Source organism: Nanobdella aerobiophila (assembly GCF_023169545.1).
Taxonomy (GTDB): Archaea; Nanobdellota; Nanobdellia; order Nanobdellales; family Nanobdellaceae; genus Nanobdella; species Nanobdella aerobiophila.
The window spans coordinates 418,675-434,579 of the sequence record NZ_AP019769.1 but is presented as its reverse complement, the minus strand read 5'-3'; the positions used below and the strand labels follow the sequence as shown (position 1 = coordinate 434,579).

Annotated in this window: 19 protein-coding genes and 2 tRNA genes; 11 read left to right on the top strand and 10 right to left on the bottom strand. The window is 24.3% G+C overall.

The features are described from left to right. Positions 1-29: 29 nt before the first annotated feature. The 3 genes from MJ2HA_RS02505 to MJ2HA_RS02495 all read left to right on the top strand — a co-directional run bounded on the left by MJ2HA_RS02505 (position 30) and on the right by MJ2HA_RS02495 (position 1,090). On the top strand, positions 30-284 hold the full coding sequence (locus MJ2HA_RS02505) for a hypothetical protein (RefSeq protein WP_258392974.1): 255 nt from the start codon (positions 30-32) through the stop codon (positions 282-284). Next, complete coding sequence (locus tag MJ2HA_RS02500) at positions 281-517, top strand: Lrp/AsnC family transcriptional regulator (RefSeq protein WP_258392973.1); 237 nt, start codon at positions 281-283, stop codon at positions 515-517. The genes MJ2HA_RS02505 and MJ2HA_RS02500 overlap by 4 nt, the downstream gene beginning before the upstream one ends. 402 nt (positions 518-919) lie before the next feature. Next, complete coding sequence (locus MJ2HA_RS02495; RefSeq protein ID WP_258392972.1) at positions 920-1,090, top strand: hypothetical protein; 171 nt, start codon at positions 920-922, stop codon at positions 1,088-1,090. 172 nt (positions 1,091-1,262) lie between these two features. Here the strand turns inward: MJ2HA_RS02495 and MJ2HA_RS02490 are convergent, their stop codons facing one another. The 4 genes from MJ2HA_RS02490 to MJ2HA_RS02475 form a co-directional block, all read right to left on the bottom strand. After that, positions 1,263-2,690 (bottom strand): RtcB family protein, encoded by a 1,428-nt coding sequence (locus tag MJ2HA_RS02490; RefSeq protein ID WP_258392971.1) that lies wholly within the window; start codon positions 2,688-2,690, stop codon positions 1,263-1,265. Positions 2,691-2,702: 12 nt separating this feature from the next. Next, positions 2,703-3,875: a hypothetical protein gene (locus MJ2HA_RS02485; protein WP_258392970.1), complete on the bottom strand. Its 1,173-nt coding sequence runs from the start codon at positions 3,873-3,875 to the stop codon at positions 2,703-2,705. Beyond that, a complete protein-coding gene (locus tag MJ2HA_RS02480; protein ID WP_258392969.1) occupies positions 3,872-4,489 on the bottom strand; it encodes a hypothetical protein in 618 nt (205 codons plus the stop codon). The genes MJ2HA_RS02485 and MJ2HA_RS02480 overlap by 4 nt, the downstream gene beginning before the upstream one ends. A gap of 75 nt (positions 4,490-4,564) precedes the next feature. After that, positions 4,565-4,637, bottom strand: a tRNA-Gln gene (locus MJ2HA_RS02475). A gap of 81 nt (positions 4,638-4,718) precedes the next feature. Between MJ2HA_RS02475 and MJ2HA_RS02470 the strand changes: the two genes are divergently transcribed. Genes MJ2HA_RS02470 through MJ2HA_RS02460 form a run of 3 tightly spaced genes read left to right on the top strand, consistent with a single transcriptional unit; the run spans position 4,719 to position 7,079 of the window. Then, the gene (locus MJ2HA_RS02470) at positions 4,719-5,735 is read left to right on the top strand and encodes an AAA family ATPase (RefSeq protein ID WP_258392968.1); all 1,017 of its coding nucleotides are present in this window, start codon (positions 4,719-4,721) and stop codon (positions 5,733-5,735) included. Continuing rightward, on the top strand, positions 5,732-6,649 hold the full coding sequence (locus MJ2HA_RS02465) for a PP-loop family protein (RefSeq protein WP_258392967.1): 918 nt from the start codon (positions 5,732-5,734) through the stop codon (positions 6,647-6,649). The genes MJ2HA_RS02470 and MJ2HA_RS02465 overlap by 4 nt, the downstream gene beginning before the upstream one ends. Next, complete coding sequence (locus tag MJ2HA_RS02460) at positions 6,642-7,079, top strand: hypothetical protein (protein WP_258392966.1); 438 nt, start codon at positions 6,642-6,644, stop codon at positions 7,077-7,079. Before MJ2HA_RS02465 ends, MJ2HA_RS02460 begins: the two co-directional genes overlap by 8 nt. Here the strand turns inward: MJ2HA_RS02460 and MJ2HA_RS02455 are convergent. The 3 genes from MJ2HA_RS02455 to ychF are packed head-to-tail and all read right to left on the bottom strand — an operon-like array spanning position 7,034 to position 9,739. Further along, positions 7,034-8,302, bottom strand: a complete 1,269-nt coding sequence (locus MJ2HA_RS02455) for a glycosyltransferase (RefSeq protein ID WP_258392965.1) — start codon at positions 8,300-8,302, stop codon at positions 7,034-7,036. The two genes, MJ2HA_RS02460 and MJ2HA_RS02455, sit on opposite strands and share 46 nt — an antisense overlap. 4 nt (positions 8,303-8,306) lie before the next feature. Then, entirely contained in the window at positions 8,307-8,504 is a 198-nt protein-coding gene (locus tag MJ2HA_RS02450; protein WP_258392964.1) for a DNA-directed RNA polymerase subunit N, read from the bottom strand. Positions 8,505-8,536: 32 nt separating this feature from the next. Then, positions 8,537-9,739: a YchF-related putative GTPase gene (ychF, locus tag MJ2HA_RS02445; protein ID WP_258392963.1), complete on the bottom strand. Its 1,203-nt coding sequence runs from the start codon at positions 9,737-9,739 to the stop codon at positions 8,537-8,539. Between the two features lie 96 nt (positions 9,740-9,835). On the opposite strand from ychF, the gene MJ2HA_RS02440 reads away from it, so the two are divergent. Further along, entirely contained in the window at positions 9,836-11,113 is a 1,278-nt protein-coding gene (locus MJ2HA_RS02440) for a hypothetical protein (RefSeq protein ID WP_258392962.1), read from the top strand. A gap of 595 nt (positions 11,114-11,708) precedes the next feature. Then, positions 11,709-13,049, top strand: coding sequence for a hypothetical protein (locus MJ2HA_RS02435; protein ID WP_258392961.1), 1,341 nt, complete (start codon positions 11,709-11,711; stop codon positions 13,047-13,049). Positions 13,050-13,053: 4 nt separating this feature from the next. On the opposite strand, the gene MJ2HA_RS02430 is transcribed toward MJ2HA_RS02435, so the two are convergent. The 3 genes from MJ2HA_RS02430 to MJ2HA_RS02420 all read right to left on the bottom strand — a co-directional run bounded on the left by MJ2HA_RS02430 (position 13,054) and on the right by MJ2HA_RS02420 (position 13,697). Beyond that, positions 13,054-13,128 (bottom strand) — tRNA-Met (locus tag MJ2HA_RS02430). An 87-nt stretch (positions 13,129-13,215) separates the two neighbouring features. After that, positions 13,216-13,500 (bottom strand): DNA-binding protein Alba, encoded by a 285-nt coding sequence (gene albA, locus MJ2HA_RS02425; RefSeq protein WP_258392960.1) that lies wholly within the window; start codon positions 13,498-13,500, stop codon positions 13,216-13,218. After that, positions 13,500-13,697: a 30S ribosomal protein S17e gene (locus tag MJ2HA_RS02420; protein ID WP_258392959.1), complete on the bottom strand. Its 198-nt coding sequence runs from the start codon at positions 13,695-13,697 to the stop codon at positions 13,500-13,502. The genes albA and MJ2HA_RS02420 overlap by 1 nt, the downstream gene beginning before the upstream one ends. Positions 13,698-13,928: 231 nt before the next feature. Here MJ2HA_RS02420 and MJ2HA_RS02415 point away from each other — a divergent pair, with 231 nt between their 5' ends. From MJ2HA_RS02415 to MJ2HA_RS02405, 3 genes are all read left to right on the top strand, one after another. Next, positions 13,929-14,057, top strand: a complete 129-nt coding sequence (locus MJ2HA_RS02415; protein ID WP_258392958.1) for a hypothetical protein — start codon at positions 13,929-13,931, stop codon at positions 14,055-14,057. Positions 14,058-14,285: 228 nt separating this feature from the next. Continuing rightward, a complete protein-coding gene (gene ppa, locus MJ2HA_RS02410) occupies positions 14,286-14,792 on the top strand; it encodes an inorganic diphosphatase (protein WP_258392957.1) in 507 nt (168 codons plus the stop codon). Between the two features lie 57 nt (positions 14,793-14,849). Further along, a complete protein-coding gene (locus tag MJ2HA_RS02405) occupies positions 14,850-15,899 on the top strand; it encodes an NOL1/NOP2/sun family putative RNA methylase (RefSeq protein WP_258392956.1) in 1,050 nt (349 codons plus the stop codon). Positions 15,900-15,905: the final 6 nt, after the last annotated feature.

Below are 15,905 nucleotides of genomic sequence, written 5' to 3'. Positions count from 1 at the left end.
TATATAAATTTTTTTTAAAAAATAATAGTATGGTGAATTTTGATTATAAAGTACCAGATTTATTAGAGATAATTTTACTAGTGGGTTTTTTCATCAATATGCTATTGGGATTTTTATTATTATTTAAAAGCATAGAATTACCATTGGTATTAGAAAGTACAGCTTCTTCAACAATTTCTGCATTATTTACATGGTTATCTGTACTATGGTTGTCTATTATTGCTATAGTAATTGAATATCAGAGAAAAGAGATAAAAGAATTAAAAGAAGAGATAAAGAAATGACGCTTGTTTATGTATTAGTTAATCTAAGGCCAGGGAAGGAGAAAAATCTTATAGATAGAGTTAAAGAAGAGAAGGAAGTAAATGTATTAGAATACCATACTGTATATGGAGAATATGATATAATATTAAAGATAGAAGTTCAAAATTTAGAAGATATAAGGAGATTTTTATTAGATAAAATAAGATCTCTAGATTTTGTTGAAAAAACAATAACATTAATTGTTTCCGAATAGATTTTTAATCTTTAAGAAATAGAAGGTATAACTACGTTTAGGAGGCTATTCACGAGCTCTAGCCTATTAAATAAATGTTGGTCTGTCGCTTTCTCCTTTCTAGGAAGAGCCAAATGTAATGAGATGATGATTGTTGCGCATAATATGTTGGCATCTGTGTATAGTTTATGCAATAATATGTATTACTCCCAGTTAATACTGTTGGAAATATTGCATAGTCGGTAACTTGAATTGATGAAGCGGAGTAGTTGGAAATATCCCTCCTGAAGGACCATATTCATAGACATAATCACCTGACCTTCTGGTGTAGATGTTTGAGTAGTATTTGGAAAGAAACTATTTGGATTCCAATAGTTTGAGCCAGTTGGCTGACCTATATAGCCTTAGAAGTCTAAAATTACATTGGATGAAAAGGTAGTAGCAGTATATTCTATTGAGCTAGAAGTAGCAGTTATATTTATCCATTTGTTAACTGTAATGGATCCTCCCAAAATAGATCATATATTCTCCATTATCATATTCTACATAGGTAGAAGATATTTAAGGAAATTTACCTACATAAAAATAATATAGTAGCTATAATAGGTGATATAGATCTCATAATATAGATATATTTTAGTAAGATATATATTTTATGTGTTATTTTACCTAATATAATCATCGAATAAAAAATCAAGATTTCATTATTAATTGACGGCTATTATAAAAAATATTATTTGTAGGATACAAAATATATATTTCATATCTATCCTTTTATTACTGCAATTGGTCTAAGTCTAGCTACTATATTTGATATATTCAATGAATCTATAACTTTTACTACTTCATCTATATCTTTATAAGCTTCCGGAACTTCTTCAATTATCCCTTCTTTAGTTGTAGATTTTACAATTATTCCCTTTTTATTTAAATTATTTATTATATCATCATATCTAAATTTTTTTCTTGCTGAAGATCTTGATAAATTTCTACCAGCACCATGAGCAGATGAAGCAAAAGACAGATCTACGGAGTTTTGATTCGCGACCAATATATATGAACCGGTTCCCATAGAACCTGGTATTAAAACTGGTTGCCCTATCTTGTTATATTTACTAACTAGTTCTTCACTACCTGCTGGAAATGCTCTTGTAGCACCTTTTCTGTGAACTATTAATTTTTTATTATCATATTTTTCTATTTTTGCTATATTATGCGCTACGTCATATAATATATTTAATCCTATATCTTCCGCAGAATGGTTATATACTTTTTCAAATGATCTTCTAATTTGGTAAGTAATTAATTGTCTATTATTCCAAGCAAAATTTGCTGCAGCACTCATAGATTTTAAGTATTTTTGCCCTTCCTCAGATTGAAATGGTAAATAGATTAGTTCTCTATCTGGTAATCTATCTATTGTATCTTTATATTTATTTAACCCCAATTCTATATAATCTGAAGCTATTTGATGGCCAAAACCCCTGGAACCTGTATGGATCATTATCATAACCTGATCATTTTCTAAACCAAGTATCTTCGCTATCTCTTGATTAAATATTTTTTCAATAACTTGTATTTCTAGAAAATGATTTCCAGATCCTAGAGTTCCTAATTGATCTAAACCTCTTCTTATAGCCAAATCAGATATATAATCTATTGATGCCTCTTTTAATTTTCCATTAGATTCTATATAATCTAGATCTTCTTTCCATGCGTATCCTTCTCTATAGCTCCAGTCTAATCCTTCCTCGATAGAATCCTTAAATTGACCTGTGGATAGTATTATTTTCCCTGTTTCCCCAACACCTGCTGGTACATTCTTAAAAATTTCCTCTACTAGTTCTTTTAATTTTGCCTTTATTTCATTATAAGTTAAATTCGTTTTTATTAATCTAACTCCGCAATTTATATCATATCCTATTCCACCTGGAGAGATTATTCCTTCGTTTATATCAAAAGCCGCTACACCACCTACCGGAAATCCATATCCTTCATGGCCATCTGGCATAACTATAGAATATTTATAAATTCCAGGTAGGCTTGCCACATTCTTTCCTTGTATTAGGGTTTTATCATTCTTCATCTTTTCTATTAGATTCTCATTAGCATAAATTCTAACAGGTACATTCATATTCTTATCTTCCTTAATTTCAAATATATTATTGTCAATTTTATTTATTTTCAAATCCATAAAGATTTATTCCTATATTACTTTTTTAAAATATGACCTAAAAAAGAATATAGATATACCCAAAATAGCTAAAGATAATATTAGACCATTAAATAATGATATAAATAATAATATTATTGATCCAAACATACCGCCAAGATTCCTAAAAAAGTATACATTTCCAAATTTTTCTGGATATTTAATTATTATAAAATTATCAAAAAAGAATTGAAACATAGTCCATGAGTAAGCAGCTAAAATAAATAATACAGTCATTATTATTCCATTTATTGGTATACTTAATACGGAATAAATCACAGAAAATATAATTAATATTACGCCCATGGATAATCTGCTTAATATACCTATATTTACATTATTATTATTGATGGTTCTCTTATATATCTTATAAAATATCGAAGTATATAGTCCATTAATGAATAATAATAATGGATATATATTTCCTAAATTTATTTTATCAACAAGAAATACTAAAGATGACCATACAAGAGAAAAACCGATTAATACAAAAAAATTATATAATTCAATGTAGCCAAATTTTAATTTTCTAATATTTATAGGATATAATAGGCCTTCAAAGAGTGGAACTAGCGTTCCAAAATTACTTATATCATGATCTATTTGAGAAAATATCTTATCAATTTTCACTAATAAATTAAGTTCATAAGCTTCTGTAAATAGAAACATGTATATTTCTCTTGATAAAACAACTAATATCGATAATAAGAGCAATATACTAATTATATATAAATTTAACATTATTGATACAAATAATAATGATATTTGTGGTATAATTTCTCCAATTGTCCAATAAATATTAAAATAGAAATTTAATTTAACATCTTTATAATACAATAAAAATACAAAATATGTAGAATAATATGTAAAAGAAAATAATAGATATGAGAATATGTATAAATATGTGTTTGGATAGAATAAGAATAATATGGATAATAATGGTCCAGCTATACCAACTAGAGACCACTTTATATAATTATTACCATTTACCTTTATATTTCCAAATATTATAGAAGAGAGTATTGATCCAAAATACGATATAAATACTATAAAAAAGTATATCGATGAATTAAAATGGTAAAAGGATGGGTAGACAAAATATATACTATTTAATATACCACTTAATAAGTTATTAGACAATAATATTATCCTTTCTTTATAATTCATTTCTTTAGGTCTTTTATTTTTTCTTTAAACAAGTCTCCTAAAGCAATCCCTAATGCTATAGATATAGGAATTATCATTCCTGAAAATAATATAATAAATAGATATAATAATATCGGAGACAATAAATTTAGATAACTTAATAATAATACTAGAACAAAGAACATTGTTATAAATCTTAGTAGAGTCATCATTTCTGATTTATATTTTATATTATTTAATATTGGTTCTATGGATGTTTTTATTATCATTTCAAGCATTATAAAGGCAATGATCATAGATAGTATAATAATTAATAGATAATTTAGTACAGAAAGTAATAAAATACCTATTATTGATATATTATATGGTAATATCTTGAAAGCATAACCTATAAAATAAAAATATATAAAAAATCTTATTATACTTAGTATTATATTCGTAATGGAGTATTCCTGAGCTATCCCTCTGGAATGCAACCAGCTATCAAATCCCAGTATCTTATTTAATATAATTTTTAATATAAATGATACTAATTTTCCTATAAAATAACCAATTACAACTATAGAAATAAATACTATGGATACCTTAAGATAATTATATGAACTTATTAGATTTAATAAAGGAGTCAATATCATATATAAAATAAATTCTTATCAATTTATAAAGTGTCTATCATTTAAGGTAACTTCAACTATCTAGATACAGTGACATAGCCCCGCGGGGATTCGAACCCCGGTCACAGGGACCAAAACCCTACATCCTGGGCCGCTAGACGACGGGGCTATTGACCTTTATAATGATTATTAATTTAGATTTTTTATATTTTTAAGCTTTAATAATATTTTTTATAATCAATATTTTAGGATGAATGATAATGAAATACTAAAGTATTTTAATTTAAATGATAATCCATTTAGATTGGAAATAATACTGCAAACTTTTGTAGGATATAGCTTAGAGAGAGAAAAATTAATATCATCCATAAATGGAAAAGAAAAGATAATATTAATATCAGGACCCACTGGAGCTGGTAAGACAACATTATTATTATGGACATTTAATAATCTAAAAATAAAAAATAAAATTTATATATACAGACCTTTTAAAGAAAAAAGCGAATTTGAAGACTATATTAAAGAGAAATTTACTATAATGGAGAAGATATTATATAAAATTAAGAAATATAATCTACTCGAATATTTAAATAAAAAAAATTTAATTATATTTATTGATGAGGCAACTTTCTTTACAGATGATATGCTAGAGTGGATAAAGATATTATCAGATCAGACTAGTTGTACATTTATATTATCTGGATTGCCGGAATTAGAAGAAAGATTATTGAAAGAACACAGAACATTATATGAAAGAATATTATCAAAAATATATCTTAAATCTCTAGATCCGGAAAGCGGAAAGTTATTGATTAAGAAGAGATTGGAGATATCTGGAAACCCTGGTCTATTTACAGATGATGCTATAGAAGAGATATATAATCTATCTGGAGGTCTACCAAGAGAGATACTGAAATACTCTTATGAAGCATTATTAATAGCATACAGAGAAAGAAAAAATATAGTAGATAAATCTATAATTGATAAAATATATGAATCTAAAAGGCCACCTACCGATATATTAAAACTAACAGAAAAACAAAAATATATAATTGAGATAATATCAAAATACGGACCTAAAACTGTTAACGAATTATTAAAGCTATTTAAAGAAAGATATAATGATGCAACAATACATGCCATATCCAATATACTAAAAAGGATGGTAGAATATAAATATTTAACTAGGACAAAACTAAAAGGCAAGTTTATATATGATGTTGTACCGGCAATAAAAGATTATTTTATACATGAAATAAACAAATGAAATGTTCTTTTTGTAATAATAATGCAATATATAGATATAAGGATCTATATTATTGTAAAGATCATTTTATAAAATACTTTGAAGAGAAAACAATAAAAACAATAGAAAAATATAGTTTAATAAAAGAAGGAGATATTATTGGTGTTGGAGTTTCCGGGGGGAAAGACTCGAATGCTCTATTATATTTCCTAAATAAATACACAGAATATTTTAATATAAAGGTATATGGGGTACATATAGATGAAGGTATAAAAGGGTATAGGGATAAAGATACTTTAAAATTACTAGAAATTGCAAGGTTATATAATATAGAAATAAAAATATACAAATTTGAAGATTATTTTAATACAAGATTAGAAGATGCATTAAAGATATCTAGAGATATGAAGTCTTGTACAATCTGCGGAGTCTGGAGAAGGTGGTTAATGTGGAAAGCATCAAAAGATCTAGATATAAACAAATTTGCTACTGCGCATAATTTAAATGATGAATTACAAACAATAATCATGAATATATTTGAAGATAATATAAAAGATCTTCTAAAAACTGGACCGTATACTGGTATAATTGAAACAGATTTCATACCAAGAATAAAACCTTTTTATTTTAATTCTGAAAAAGAAAATTATATATATTCTATAATAAATAACCTGGCGCCCATCTACGGCGAATGTTCATTCATAAATGGCGAATTTAGAGAATATATAAGATCAAAACTATATAATATTGAAAATATATATGAGGGATTTCATGAAGAACTATTAAAAAATATACTAGAAATTATTAATAATGCAAAAGTAGATTTTAAAAATATGAATAATATAAAATTAAATAAATGCAAGATATGCGGTTATCCAACAACGAGAGAGATATGCAGGGCATGCGAAATAAGATTAGAACTGAAAAATGGATAAAGTAGAAGGTATAAATATAAGGAAAGAAATTTTATTAATACTTATGTCTTTGTTTTCTCTAGAAACATTTTTAGATTTAGTGGCATATATAGTATACAAACCAATATTTAATTATAATATTGTTATATCTGTTGAAATATTTTTATTTATAATACTTTTTATATCAATAATATCTATATACTTAATATATAAGAATAATAATTATGGATACTTAATATCTTTTATGATCTCTATACTTATATTGTTTTCTGCATTCACTTTGTACGATAACAATATATTAGATATAGCAGTAAGAAATATAGCATCTAATTATGGTACTTTTCCAAATCCTATAATATTATTTTTCGGTATAACAATTTTTTTATTAAGTATAAGAAATGTATTTTATCTTGTCAACCAATCATCCTTAAAAAAAGTAAATAAAGAATAAAACAAAATAAAAGGATAAATAAAAGAAAAAAGCATATATAATAATATAGGGCTCTTTTTATGGATATATTTTATATATATAGCATATATTGATATCATATAGAAAGATATTACAAAATATTTAAATAAGATATATAACAAATGGACAAATATATGCGGATAATTAAATAAATGACTTATCCAATTTTTATAAAATATTAAATTATATAAAAATCTTATATCAGAGACAATATTAATATATAATATCTTATAAAATAATCCTTTTACAATATATATGGAAAGATGTTTTGATGATAAGATAAATCCTAAAATCGTATAGAAGTTATAAATATATAATACTAATGGTAAGAAAGATATAAATAAATACAAATAATAAAAAATGGATTTTTTAAATATATACCTTTCTTTAATATCAATTATTGATATAATAATTAAAGATCTCATATATCTAGTAAATTTCTTTATTAATTCATTAAAAGAATTTATTCCTTCGGTAATTATATAATTATTATCTAAATAAAATATTTTTTTATTATTATTTATCAATATAGAAGCTAACAATCTGTCATCTCCTAATTTTTTATTAATATATTTTTCAGAAATTAATTTATATGCGTCATATATATCACCAAATTTTCCTAGAATACACTGACCATATAAGAAATGACATCTATTATTACCTGTAAAGCCTTTGTTTATATATATAAATGTTTGATTTATTAAACTGATTAAATCGTTATATATATTATTTCCATAATATAATATATTAAAGGATAGAGCAGAAATATTAAATTTTTCTATATAATTTAAACCTTCTATTATGTCTTTATCTGTTATTATTGTATCACTATCTAATAATAATATATATTCTGGGTTAAATTTCTTTATATAATCTAAACCCGTCCATACTGCTTTCTTTTTATTCTTTTCATCTATATAAATGTATCTTATATTATTTTCTTCTAAAATACTCTTATAAGGTTCTAATGATCCATTTAATATATATAAAATATTATATTTTTTATACAAATTTATTTGTAATTTAAAGTTCTCTAATTTTTCATTATATAAAGGAACTAAAATAAAGATTTTATTTTTATCAAAATTATGAGAATCTAAATTAATATAATTTTTATTATATCTGTATATGCCTACTAGTATGTATATTACAAATATAGATATTATTATTGGTAATATATAACCAAATAATTTTAAAAAAAGCATATATTTATAATTTCTTTAACTTTGCTATTAATTGTATCTGATCTACATGTCCTAAGAATACTTGCCTACAACAAAATCTTTCTAAGCCCAAATAATCTAAAGCTTCTTTTTCAGATTTCCCACTGTTTATCAATTCATTATATTTCTCCCATAAATGTCCAATTGGTCTGCCACATGTAAAGCATCTAACTGGTATAATCATTCTATATAATATTATCGCAACTTTATAAAGGTTTATGCATTAGCTATGATTTGTATTATATCTCTATTCTTTAATATATAATCTTTACCTAGCATTTTTTTTGTTCTTACATCTATTGCTTTTATAAAGTTTTTTGCTAAATCTGAATGAATTCTATTTGCAAAATCTAGCACTGTACTTCCTGGAGGCATTAAAAAACAATCTGGCAATATTCTACCTTCTTTATCTGCTAATGAATCTATACCACCTGGAAATATAGCAACATACTTTAATAAATCAAATACAGAATAGTTCAGGATATCTTGAACTCCGGTACTATTAAATTCTAATAATATCTTCTCCTTAATAAATTCTATAGCCTTTTTTTCCTTATCATTTAAATCTCCTATTATTTTAAAATGATTATCTCCCGGTATATAATATATTTTACCTTTTTTGTCTAATTCTTTTAATATTAATTCTGCATAACCTGAAGTTGGTATAATAATCTTATCTGGAAACTTTTCTTTTAATTTTTTCAAATTATTTTTAGCAATATCTATATTAATATCTATCCTATTTGCAGCGATAATAATTGGTTTAGAATTTTTTCTTATAGTAGAAGCAAGCTGGAATAGTTTGTTATCATCATCTAATATATCATAATCATCGTTATTTATATTTAAATCTTTAAAAGATTTTGATATATGGTATTCTTTTATATTTAATCCTGATATTAACTTTGCTAATTCTTTATCTAATTCTAAGTGTTCATTTTTTATTTTTCTTATATTTTTTTCCAAATTCTTTTTTATAATGTTAAAAAACCACCAATTTATCTCTTCTTCATACCATATTATATCATTTGAAGGATCATAATTACCAGGACCTAGGTATTGACCTTCTGCATTTGTACTTCCAGAAATATCTACGACATGTATTAATAAATCTGCTTGTCTAACATCATCTAAAAATTTATTACCCAACCCCTTACCTTCATGTGCTCCAGGCACCAAACCTGCTATATCTATAATTTCTATTGGAACGAATCTGTACTTATCTTTTATAAATCCATTTCTCGGATTTGACTTAACATTAAATTCAGGACCTACATCTTCTACTTTAACAAAACCATAACCTTTATTGGGATCGATTGTCGTAAATGGATAGTTTGCTATTGCAACATCTTGTAATGTTATTGCTTTAAACATTGTTGATTTCCCTACATTTGGTTTTCCAGTTAGACCTATTAACATAATAAGGAATGTTGATTAAATACTTAAAAAGTAAAATATATAATATTACTCTTAAATAGTTACATTTATAAAAAATTTATATAAATAAATCAAAATATGGTCGCTTTAGATAATTTAGATAAAAAATTAGAAGAATCTAGTAATTATGATAATTATATACGATTTATTAGAGAATATGTAAACGGTGATTTTAGATCGGCTTCTTATCTTGCTGTAGGTCGAGAATATTCTACTACAATATCAAAATCATCAATATTGCCACTACAATATTTACCTTTTTATAAAAATTTCATTGAAGAGATAAGATTTTCAGGAGATCTTACTGAAGTATTAGAAAAACATCCTGAAAAAATATTGATGGTTTTTCATACAAAAACAGAAAAAGAAATTATATATGAAAAGGATATTCTTAAGGGAAGAAACGATATTTATCTTTCTTCACTACAAAATAGAACTAAATTACCAGAGTCTACGATTTTAACAAAAACTTCAGCACAAGATGGAAATACACAGGATGAAAGGGAAAAGAAATTATCAGAACTTAGATATTATGTAGAACTCCCTAATATCTATTTAGAAAAAAATATTAAAAAAATAGAAAAAAATCATACTGGCCCTATATATATTCCTACAATATTTGCCGTTCATCTACTTCTATCATTTGAACAATATTTTCCAAAAATACTTTATATTAGTAAGCCATATTATCAGGAGAACCCCTTTGCTTCAACCCCATTTTATGGTTGTGGTGGTCCTTATGAGATAGTTAAAAAACCAATAAGTATATCAGAAAATTATTTAAGTCATCTAACTTTACTGAGTATAGTAAGACATCCTACATTTGAACCTTATATTTTGGGATTATCATATAAATTTGAATTGGATAAAGAGGCTATAAATAAAATAAAGATAGAAGAAAAAATTGACAATATTATAGGGAAAGCTACCGAGTTTATAGATAAAACATTAAAATCTATTATTAATATGAAATTTGTGCCATCAGATGTAGGACCATATCAAATAACTTTTAATGGGAGGGAACCAATTTTTATTGATATAGCTCCTGGATTTGGAGTTGCAATTAATCAAGGAGGATTGAAAGCTTTAGTAGAAAATGCATATAATGAATTATTAGATGCAGATAAATTTGAAATATTAAAAAGATGTGAAATAAAAGACAATTATATCGTTTGTAAAGATAATATATTCAACACAAAAACACCATATAATTTAGGAGAAAAAATTAAGAATGGAATTGATATAAAAGGTTATATGGATATGGTAGATTCTTTAGATGAAGATGAATTTGAAAAAATAACAAGTAATATATTAAAAATTCATAAACTATATGCTAAAGAATATAAACAATTTTAATCCAAAAGTTTTCTATTATATTTTAATGTATTATTACTAAATTATTAAAGCAAGCAGAAGAGAAAAAATACTAAGCCTGCAATGTCGGTAGTCTCTACTGAAAAAACTATATTTTCCTTTTATAAAACCATATCTTTATACTGTATTCCAAATCCAGTCCTATGTCTTTGACTCTGATATATCATATTCCTTTATTCTGATCTATGGTTGTAAAAAGAAAATTTGCTATTTATGTTTTAAGAGATTTAAAAGATCTAGTTAAATTTATTTTATAATTATAGCTTAAATAATAGTGTGTTAAATATAAAAATTAAAGAAATTAATCTAGAAGATATATATACCTATTTCCTTTATAAGAATAAAACAAAAATTTCCAGTTAATAACTCATAGATTTTATATAATTAAAAAAATAATATATAGAAAATTATAAGAAAAATAATTAACTCAATGATAAAATGCTAGATTTATTATAAATATTTTATATATAAATCACATAAAAAATTAATTAAAATTATACAAATCTTAAAATTTTTGTTCCTCTTTTATAAGTAATATATTAATAATATATATAAATATTTTTATTGAAATTTCTAAATGGATAATAATATAATAGATGAAATATGTAATCTAAAGTCATTTAATGAATACATAAATTATATTCGAAGGATAATAAATAAAGAATATAATAGTTGTTCATATTTTTTTATAGGAAATAATGGTTCTGAATACACTGATAAAAAAGATATATTTCCAAAGATTTACTCTGAATACTTGCCGAATATAGAATATTTAAAAAGTTTAAAAAATAGAGGTATAATAGGTAAAAATTTTTATAATAATTATGGGGAATTTTATCAAAAATTAGTGAGTAGTACTTTTGATAAATTTAGGGTTTCAATAAGAATAAAAGATGATGAAATATTATATGAAACTTTAATAGGTAACAAAAGAAAGGATATTAATATTGAGAAGTTTAGAAGAAAGCTACCAGAATCTTTAATATTATATAATAAAAAAGGGGAAAAAATAAAGTTAAGCGAGATTAGACCATATAACTCTAAATTCTTAGCTGACCATACTATAGACGTAGAGAAAGATATAAAAAGTAAATACAGGGCATTAAAAAAGAATATATATGGAATATATTATGTACCTTTATTATTGGGAATGCCTTTAATTATCAATAACAAAAATATAAAAGAATTAAGGTACATTAGCAAACCATATTATCAAGAAAATCCCTATATATTATATTACCAAGAAGGAACGTATGATATGTATATAATGCCAATATTAACTGCAAAAAATAATCTTTCAGCATTAATAATATCAGATATAGTTAAAAATCCAACAATACCTTCATATATACTTGGATTAGATTATAAATTTGAATTTGATAGAGATAATTTAAATAATTTTTATGTAAAATTACCATATGATGAATTTTTATATAAACTAACTTCTTCGATAGAATTGATAATAAAATCTGTAGTAGATAATAAATATTCGATATCTGATATTGCATTATATCAGATTACTAGAGGTGGAAATGATATAAATTATATAGATATAGCTTCAGGATTAGAAGTACCTACAAATAGCAAAACTTTAGAATCTTTATTATTAGAAAATACTAAAGATTTAATAGATAGTATAAAAAAGATAAAAATATTTAAATATTGTAAAAAAGAAGAGTCAGAAGTTATATGTTCTAGCGATACAAATGATAATAAATTTATAGATGACATATACAAAGATATTATAGGAGAAAATAATTATTTTGATTATAAATCAATTATCTTTAAAAATACAAAACTATATAATCTAGAAGATATAATAAAAAGCACTAAATCATATAAAAAAGATGATTTCGATGATAATAAAAAGGCTTTAGAACATATATTTAATTTATATCTATCGCAAAAACCTCAATAAAATTTAGCGGAGGGAGGATTTGAACCTCCGACCTGGGGGTTATGAGCCCCCCGGGCACTCCTAGCTGCCCTACTCCGCTATAATTATTTAATTTTTAATAAACAGTTTAAAAATATATAATCTTTTATAAAATAATAATATTTCAAAAAATAAAATCTGAAAAATATTACTTCTTTGCTAATAATATTTCTATTGTAGATACTCTTCTTTTCTTTCCTCCCTGATCTACTTGTCTCTCTTCAGAGTCTATTTTTATTTTTGATATATCTACCTGATCGGATAGGAACTTCTTTCTTACTACTTCTGCTACATCTACTGCTCTTGCTATAAATCTTCCTCTTGCCTTTATTAAAACTTCTTTTGCATCTTGGCTTGTAAATTGCATTACTACTGCTGTTACATAGTTCATAAATGGTTTATTTCCTATGTATATTACGATTTGATCTGCCATCATGATACTGGTGATCTATATTTCATTTGCTTTGTTATATATCCAGCTACTTTATTCCTCAATCTTTTTGATGGTACTCTAGATACTAAATTTAGTATCTTCACATTTTTTTTATAATCGTTAGTAAATATATCTTGATATTTGTCTAGTATCTTATCAGCATATCTTCTAAATTTACTATGTAATATTCTACCCATTACCTATCTTTTGATAAATATGTTTATAAAAATAGTTATTTTATATATTAATCTAACAATTATATGACTACTATAAGGTAATATTTTAAATATATTTTTTAATTAATAACGATAAGATTTAAATGAAAAAATCAAGAGTCTAGAAGGTAATTCTATCAAAAGATATTGAAGGTTATTTCAATGTTAAAAAAGTTATAGAAATTATAAAAGAAGATATTAAAATTATAAAAAATGGATGAACTAGATTATCTAGTTCATAATTATAGATATGAATATATAATTTATTCATCTTCATATATTAGCTTTATACATACTATAATAAATAGAAATAATTATATAGCTAAATTGGAAGAGTTATAAAATATTCTAGAAAAGATATGAGTATTATTTTCTAAAAATATAGGAATATTTAATTATTTAATGATTCTATAGTAATAAATAAAGTTAAATATTGTAATCAATATTAAAATTATATTATATTATGTTATAAATTAGTTGAATTTAGGTTTTTATATAGTACAAATATAATATTAAAATATTTTTATTTTCTAATATTAAATTTATAAAAATAATAAAAAACTTTAAAATATGAAAGCTGGAAAGAATCCACCAGAGGATATAAATGTTTTTATAGAAATTCCAAAGGGAAGTAATGTAAAATACGAATTTGATGAAGAAGAGAAAGTAATGAGGGTAGATAGGATACTATATACGGCAATGTTTTATCCATTTAATTATGGATTTATACCAGAAACACTAGAAGAAGATGGAGATCCATTGGATGTATTAGTGATATCATATGATATCTTATTCCCAGGCTCTATAATATCCGCAAGACCAATAGGAGTATTAGTTACAGAAGATGAGAAAGGTACAGATAGAAAAATAATTGCAGTCCCAATCGATAAAATAGATCCTAGATTTTCAGGTATAAAAGATATAAAAGATCTACCGGAAGCAATATTAAACCAAATAAAACACTTTTATGAGCATTACAAGGAATTAGAGCCAGGTAAATATGTAAAAATAAAAGAATTTAAGGGTAAATTAGAAGCAGAAAAAGTTATAACTGAAGCTTTAGTAAATAAAAAATAAATATTTTTTAATGATGAAGCATTACGCTCCTGAATGATGATGATTAGATAGCGACTGATGGAAATAAAAGAAAGCTTTGAAGAGCATTTTAAGAGATTATTAGACAAAGATTATGATAAATTTTTAGAATGGTCCTTTAGACTATTAAAGAAAGCTATAAGAATAAATACAATAAAATTAATAGACGACATAAATTATGATAACCTAAAATGCATAATAAAAGAAGAAAATTTAAGATATATATCAAAAGAAATAGATAATATATATAATTTAAGGCAAAATCCATTTAAAATAAACATATCGGCAAAAGAAGTATTATCCAGATTGAAAGATTATGGTTGGGAAATAAAGAGGATACCATTTTATAAATATGGATTTTGGATAGATGGTTATAGACGGGATATAGGAAATACTGTAGAGTTCCAACTAGGTTATTATTATCCACAAGAGGCTGCGTCTATGATACCTCCCATAGCATTGGATCCAAAAAAAGATGATGTGATATTAGATCTCGCCGCTGCACCTGGTTCAAAAACGACACAAATTGCTATGCATATGGAAAATGAGGGATTAATAATAGCAAATGATGTTGATATAAATAGAATAAGAGCTTTAGGTGAAAATTTACAAAAGCAGGGTATTATAAATACAATAGTTACCATGATGGATGGGTTAAAAATAGATAGATTAAATATTAAGTTCGATAAAATTTTACTAGATGCACCATGTTCTGGAACTGGAGCAATAAGAAAATCATATAAGACATTAAAAATATGGAGCAACGATGCTATAAATAGATTGAGTTATTTGCAAAAGAAATTAATAATTAAAGCTTTTGATAATTTAAAAGAAGGAGGGACACTAGTATATTCAACATGTTCTGTAGAACCATTAGAAAATGAGTTTATAGTAGATTATTTATTATCAAAGAGAGAAAATGCAAAAATAGAAAAAATAAACATACCAAATCTTAATAAATCAGAAATAATTGAAGAATATGGAAAATATAAGATAGAAAATCTAGAAGATATAAGAAATACTGTAAGGATATGGCCATGGGATAATGATACAGAGGGATTTTATATTGCAAAAATTAAAAAGATATAAAAGATC

Coding starts and splice junctions, on each gene's coding strand:
- MJ2HA_RS02505 (WP_258392974.1), top strand. CDS start 30: ATGGTGAATTTTGATTATAAAGTACCAGATTTATTAGAGATAATTTTA.
- MJ2HA_RS02500 (WP_258392973.1), top strand. CDS start 281: ATGACGCTTGTTTATGTATTAGTTAATCTAAGGCCAGGGAAGGAGAAA.
- MJ2HA_RS02490 (WP_258392971.1), bottom strand. CDS start 2,690: ATGGATTTGAAAATAAATAAAATTGACAATAATATATTTGAAATTAAG.
- MJ2HA_RS02485 (WP_258392970.1), bottom strand. CDS start 3,875: ATGAATTATAAAGAAAGGATAATATTATTGTCTAATAACTTATTAAGT.
- MJ2HA_RS02480 (WP_258392969.1), bottom strand. CDS start 4,489: ATGATATTGACTCCTTTATTAAATCTAATAAGTTCATATAATTATCTT.
- MJ2HA_RS02470 (WP_258392968.1), top strand. CDS start 4,719: ATGAATGATAATGAAATACTAAAGTATTTTAATTTAAATGATAATCCA.
- MJ2HA_RS02465 (WP_258392967.1), top strand. CDS start 5,732: ATGAAATGTTCTTTTTGTAATAATAATGCAATATATAGATATAAGGAT.
- MJ2HA_RS02460 (WP_258392966.1), top strand. CDS start 6,642: ATGGATAAAGTAGAAGGTATAAATATAAGGAAAGAAATTTTATTAATA.
- MJ2HA_RS02455 (WP_258392965.1), bottom strand. CDS start 8,302: ATGCTTTTTTTAAAATTATTTGGTTATATATTACCAATAATAATATCT.
- MJ2HA_RS02450 (WP_258392964.1), bottom strand. CDS start 8,504: ATGATTATACCAGTTAGATGCTTTACATGTGGCAGACCAATTGGACAT.
- ychF (WP_258392963.1), bottom strand. CDS start 9,739: ATGTTAATAGGTCTAACTGGAAAACCAAATGTAGGGAAATCAACAATG.
- MJ2HA_RS02440 (WP_258392962.1), top strand. CDS start 9,836: ATGGTCGCTTTAGATAATTTAGATAAAAAATTAGAAGAATCTAGTAAT.
- MJ2HA_RS02435 (WP_258392961.1), top strand. CDS start 11,709: ATGGATAATAATATAATAGATGAAATATGTAATCTAAAGTCATTTAAT.
- albA (WP_258392960.1), bottom strand. CDS start 13,500: ATGGCAGATCAAATCGTAATATACATAGGAAATAAACCATTTATGAAC.
- MJ2HA_RS02420 (WP_258392959.1), bottom strand. CDS start 13,697: ATGGGTAGAATATTACATAGTAAATTTAGAAGATATGCTGATAAGATA.
- MJ2HA_RS02415 (WP_258392958.1), top strand. CDS start 13,929: ATGGATGAACTAGATTATCTAGTTCATAATTATAGATATGAATATATA.
- ppa (WP_258392957.1), top strand. CDS start 14,286: ATGAAAGCTGGAAAGAATCCACCAGAGGATATAAATGTTTTTATAGAA.
- MJ2HA_RS02405 (WP_258392956.1), top strand. CDS start 14,850: ATGGAAATAAAAGAAAGCTTTGAAGAGCATTTTAAGAGATTATTAGAC.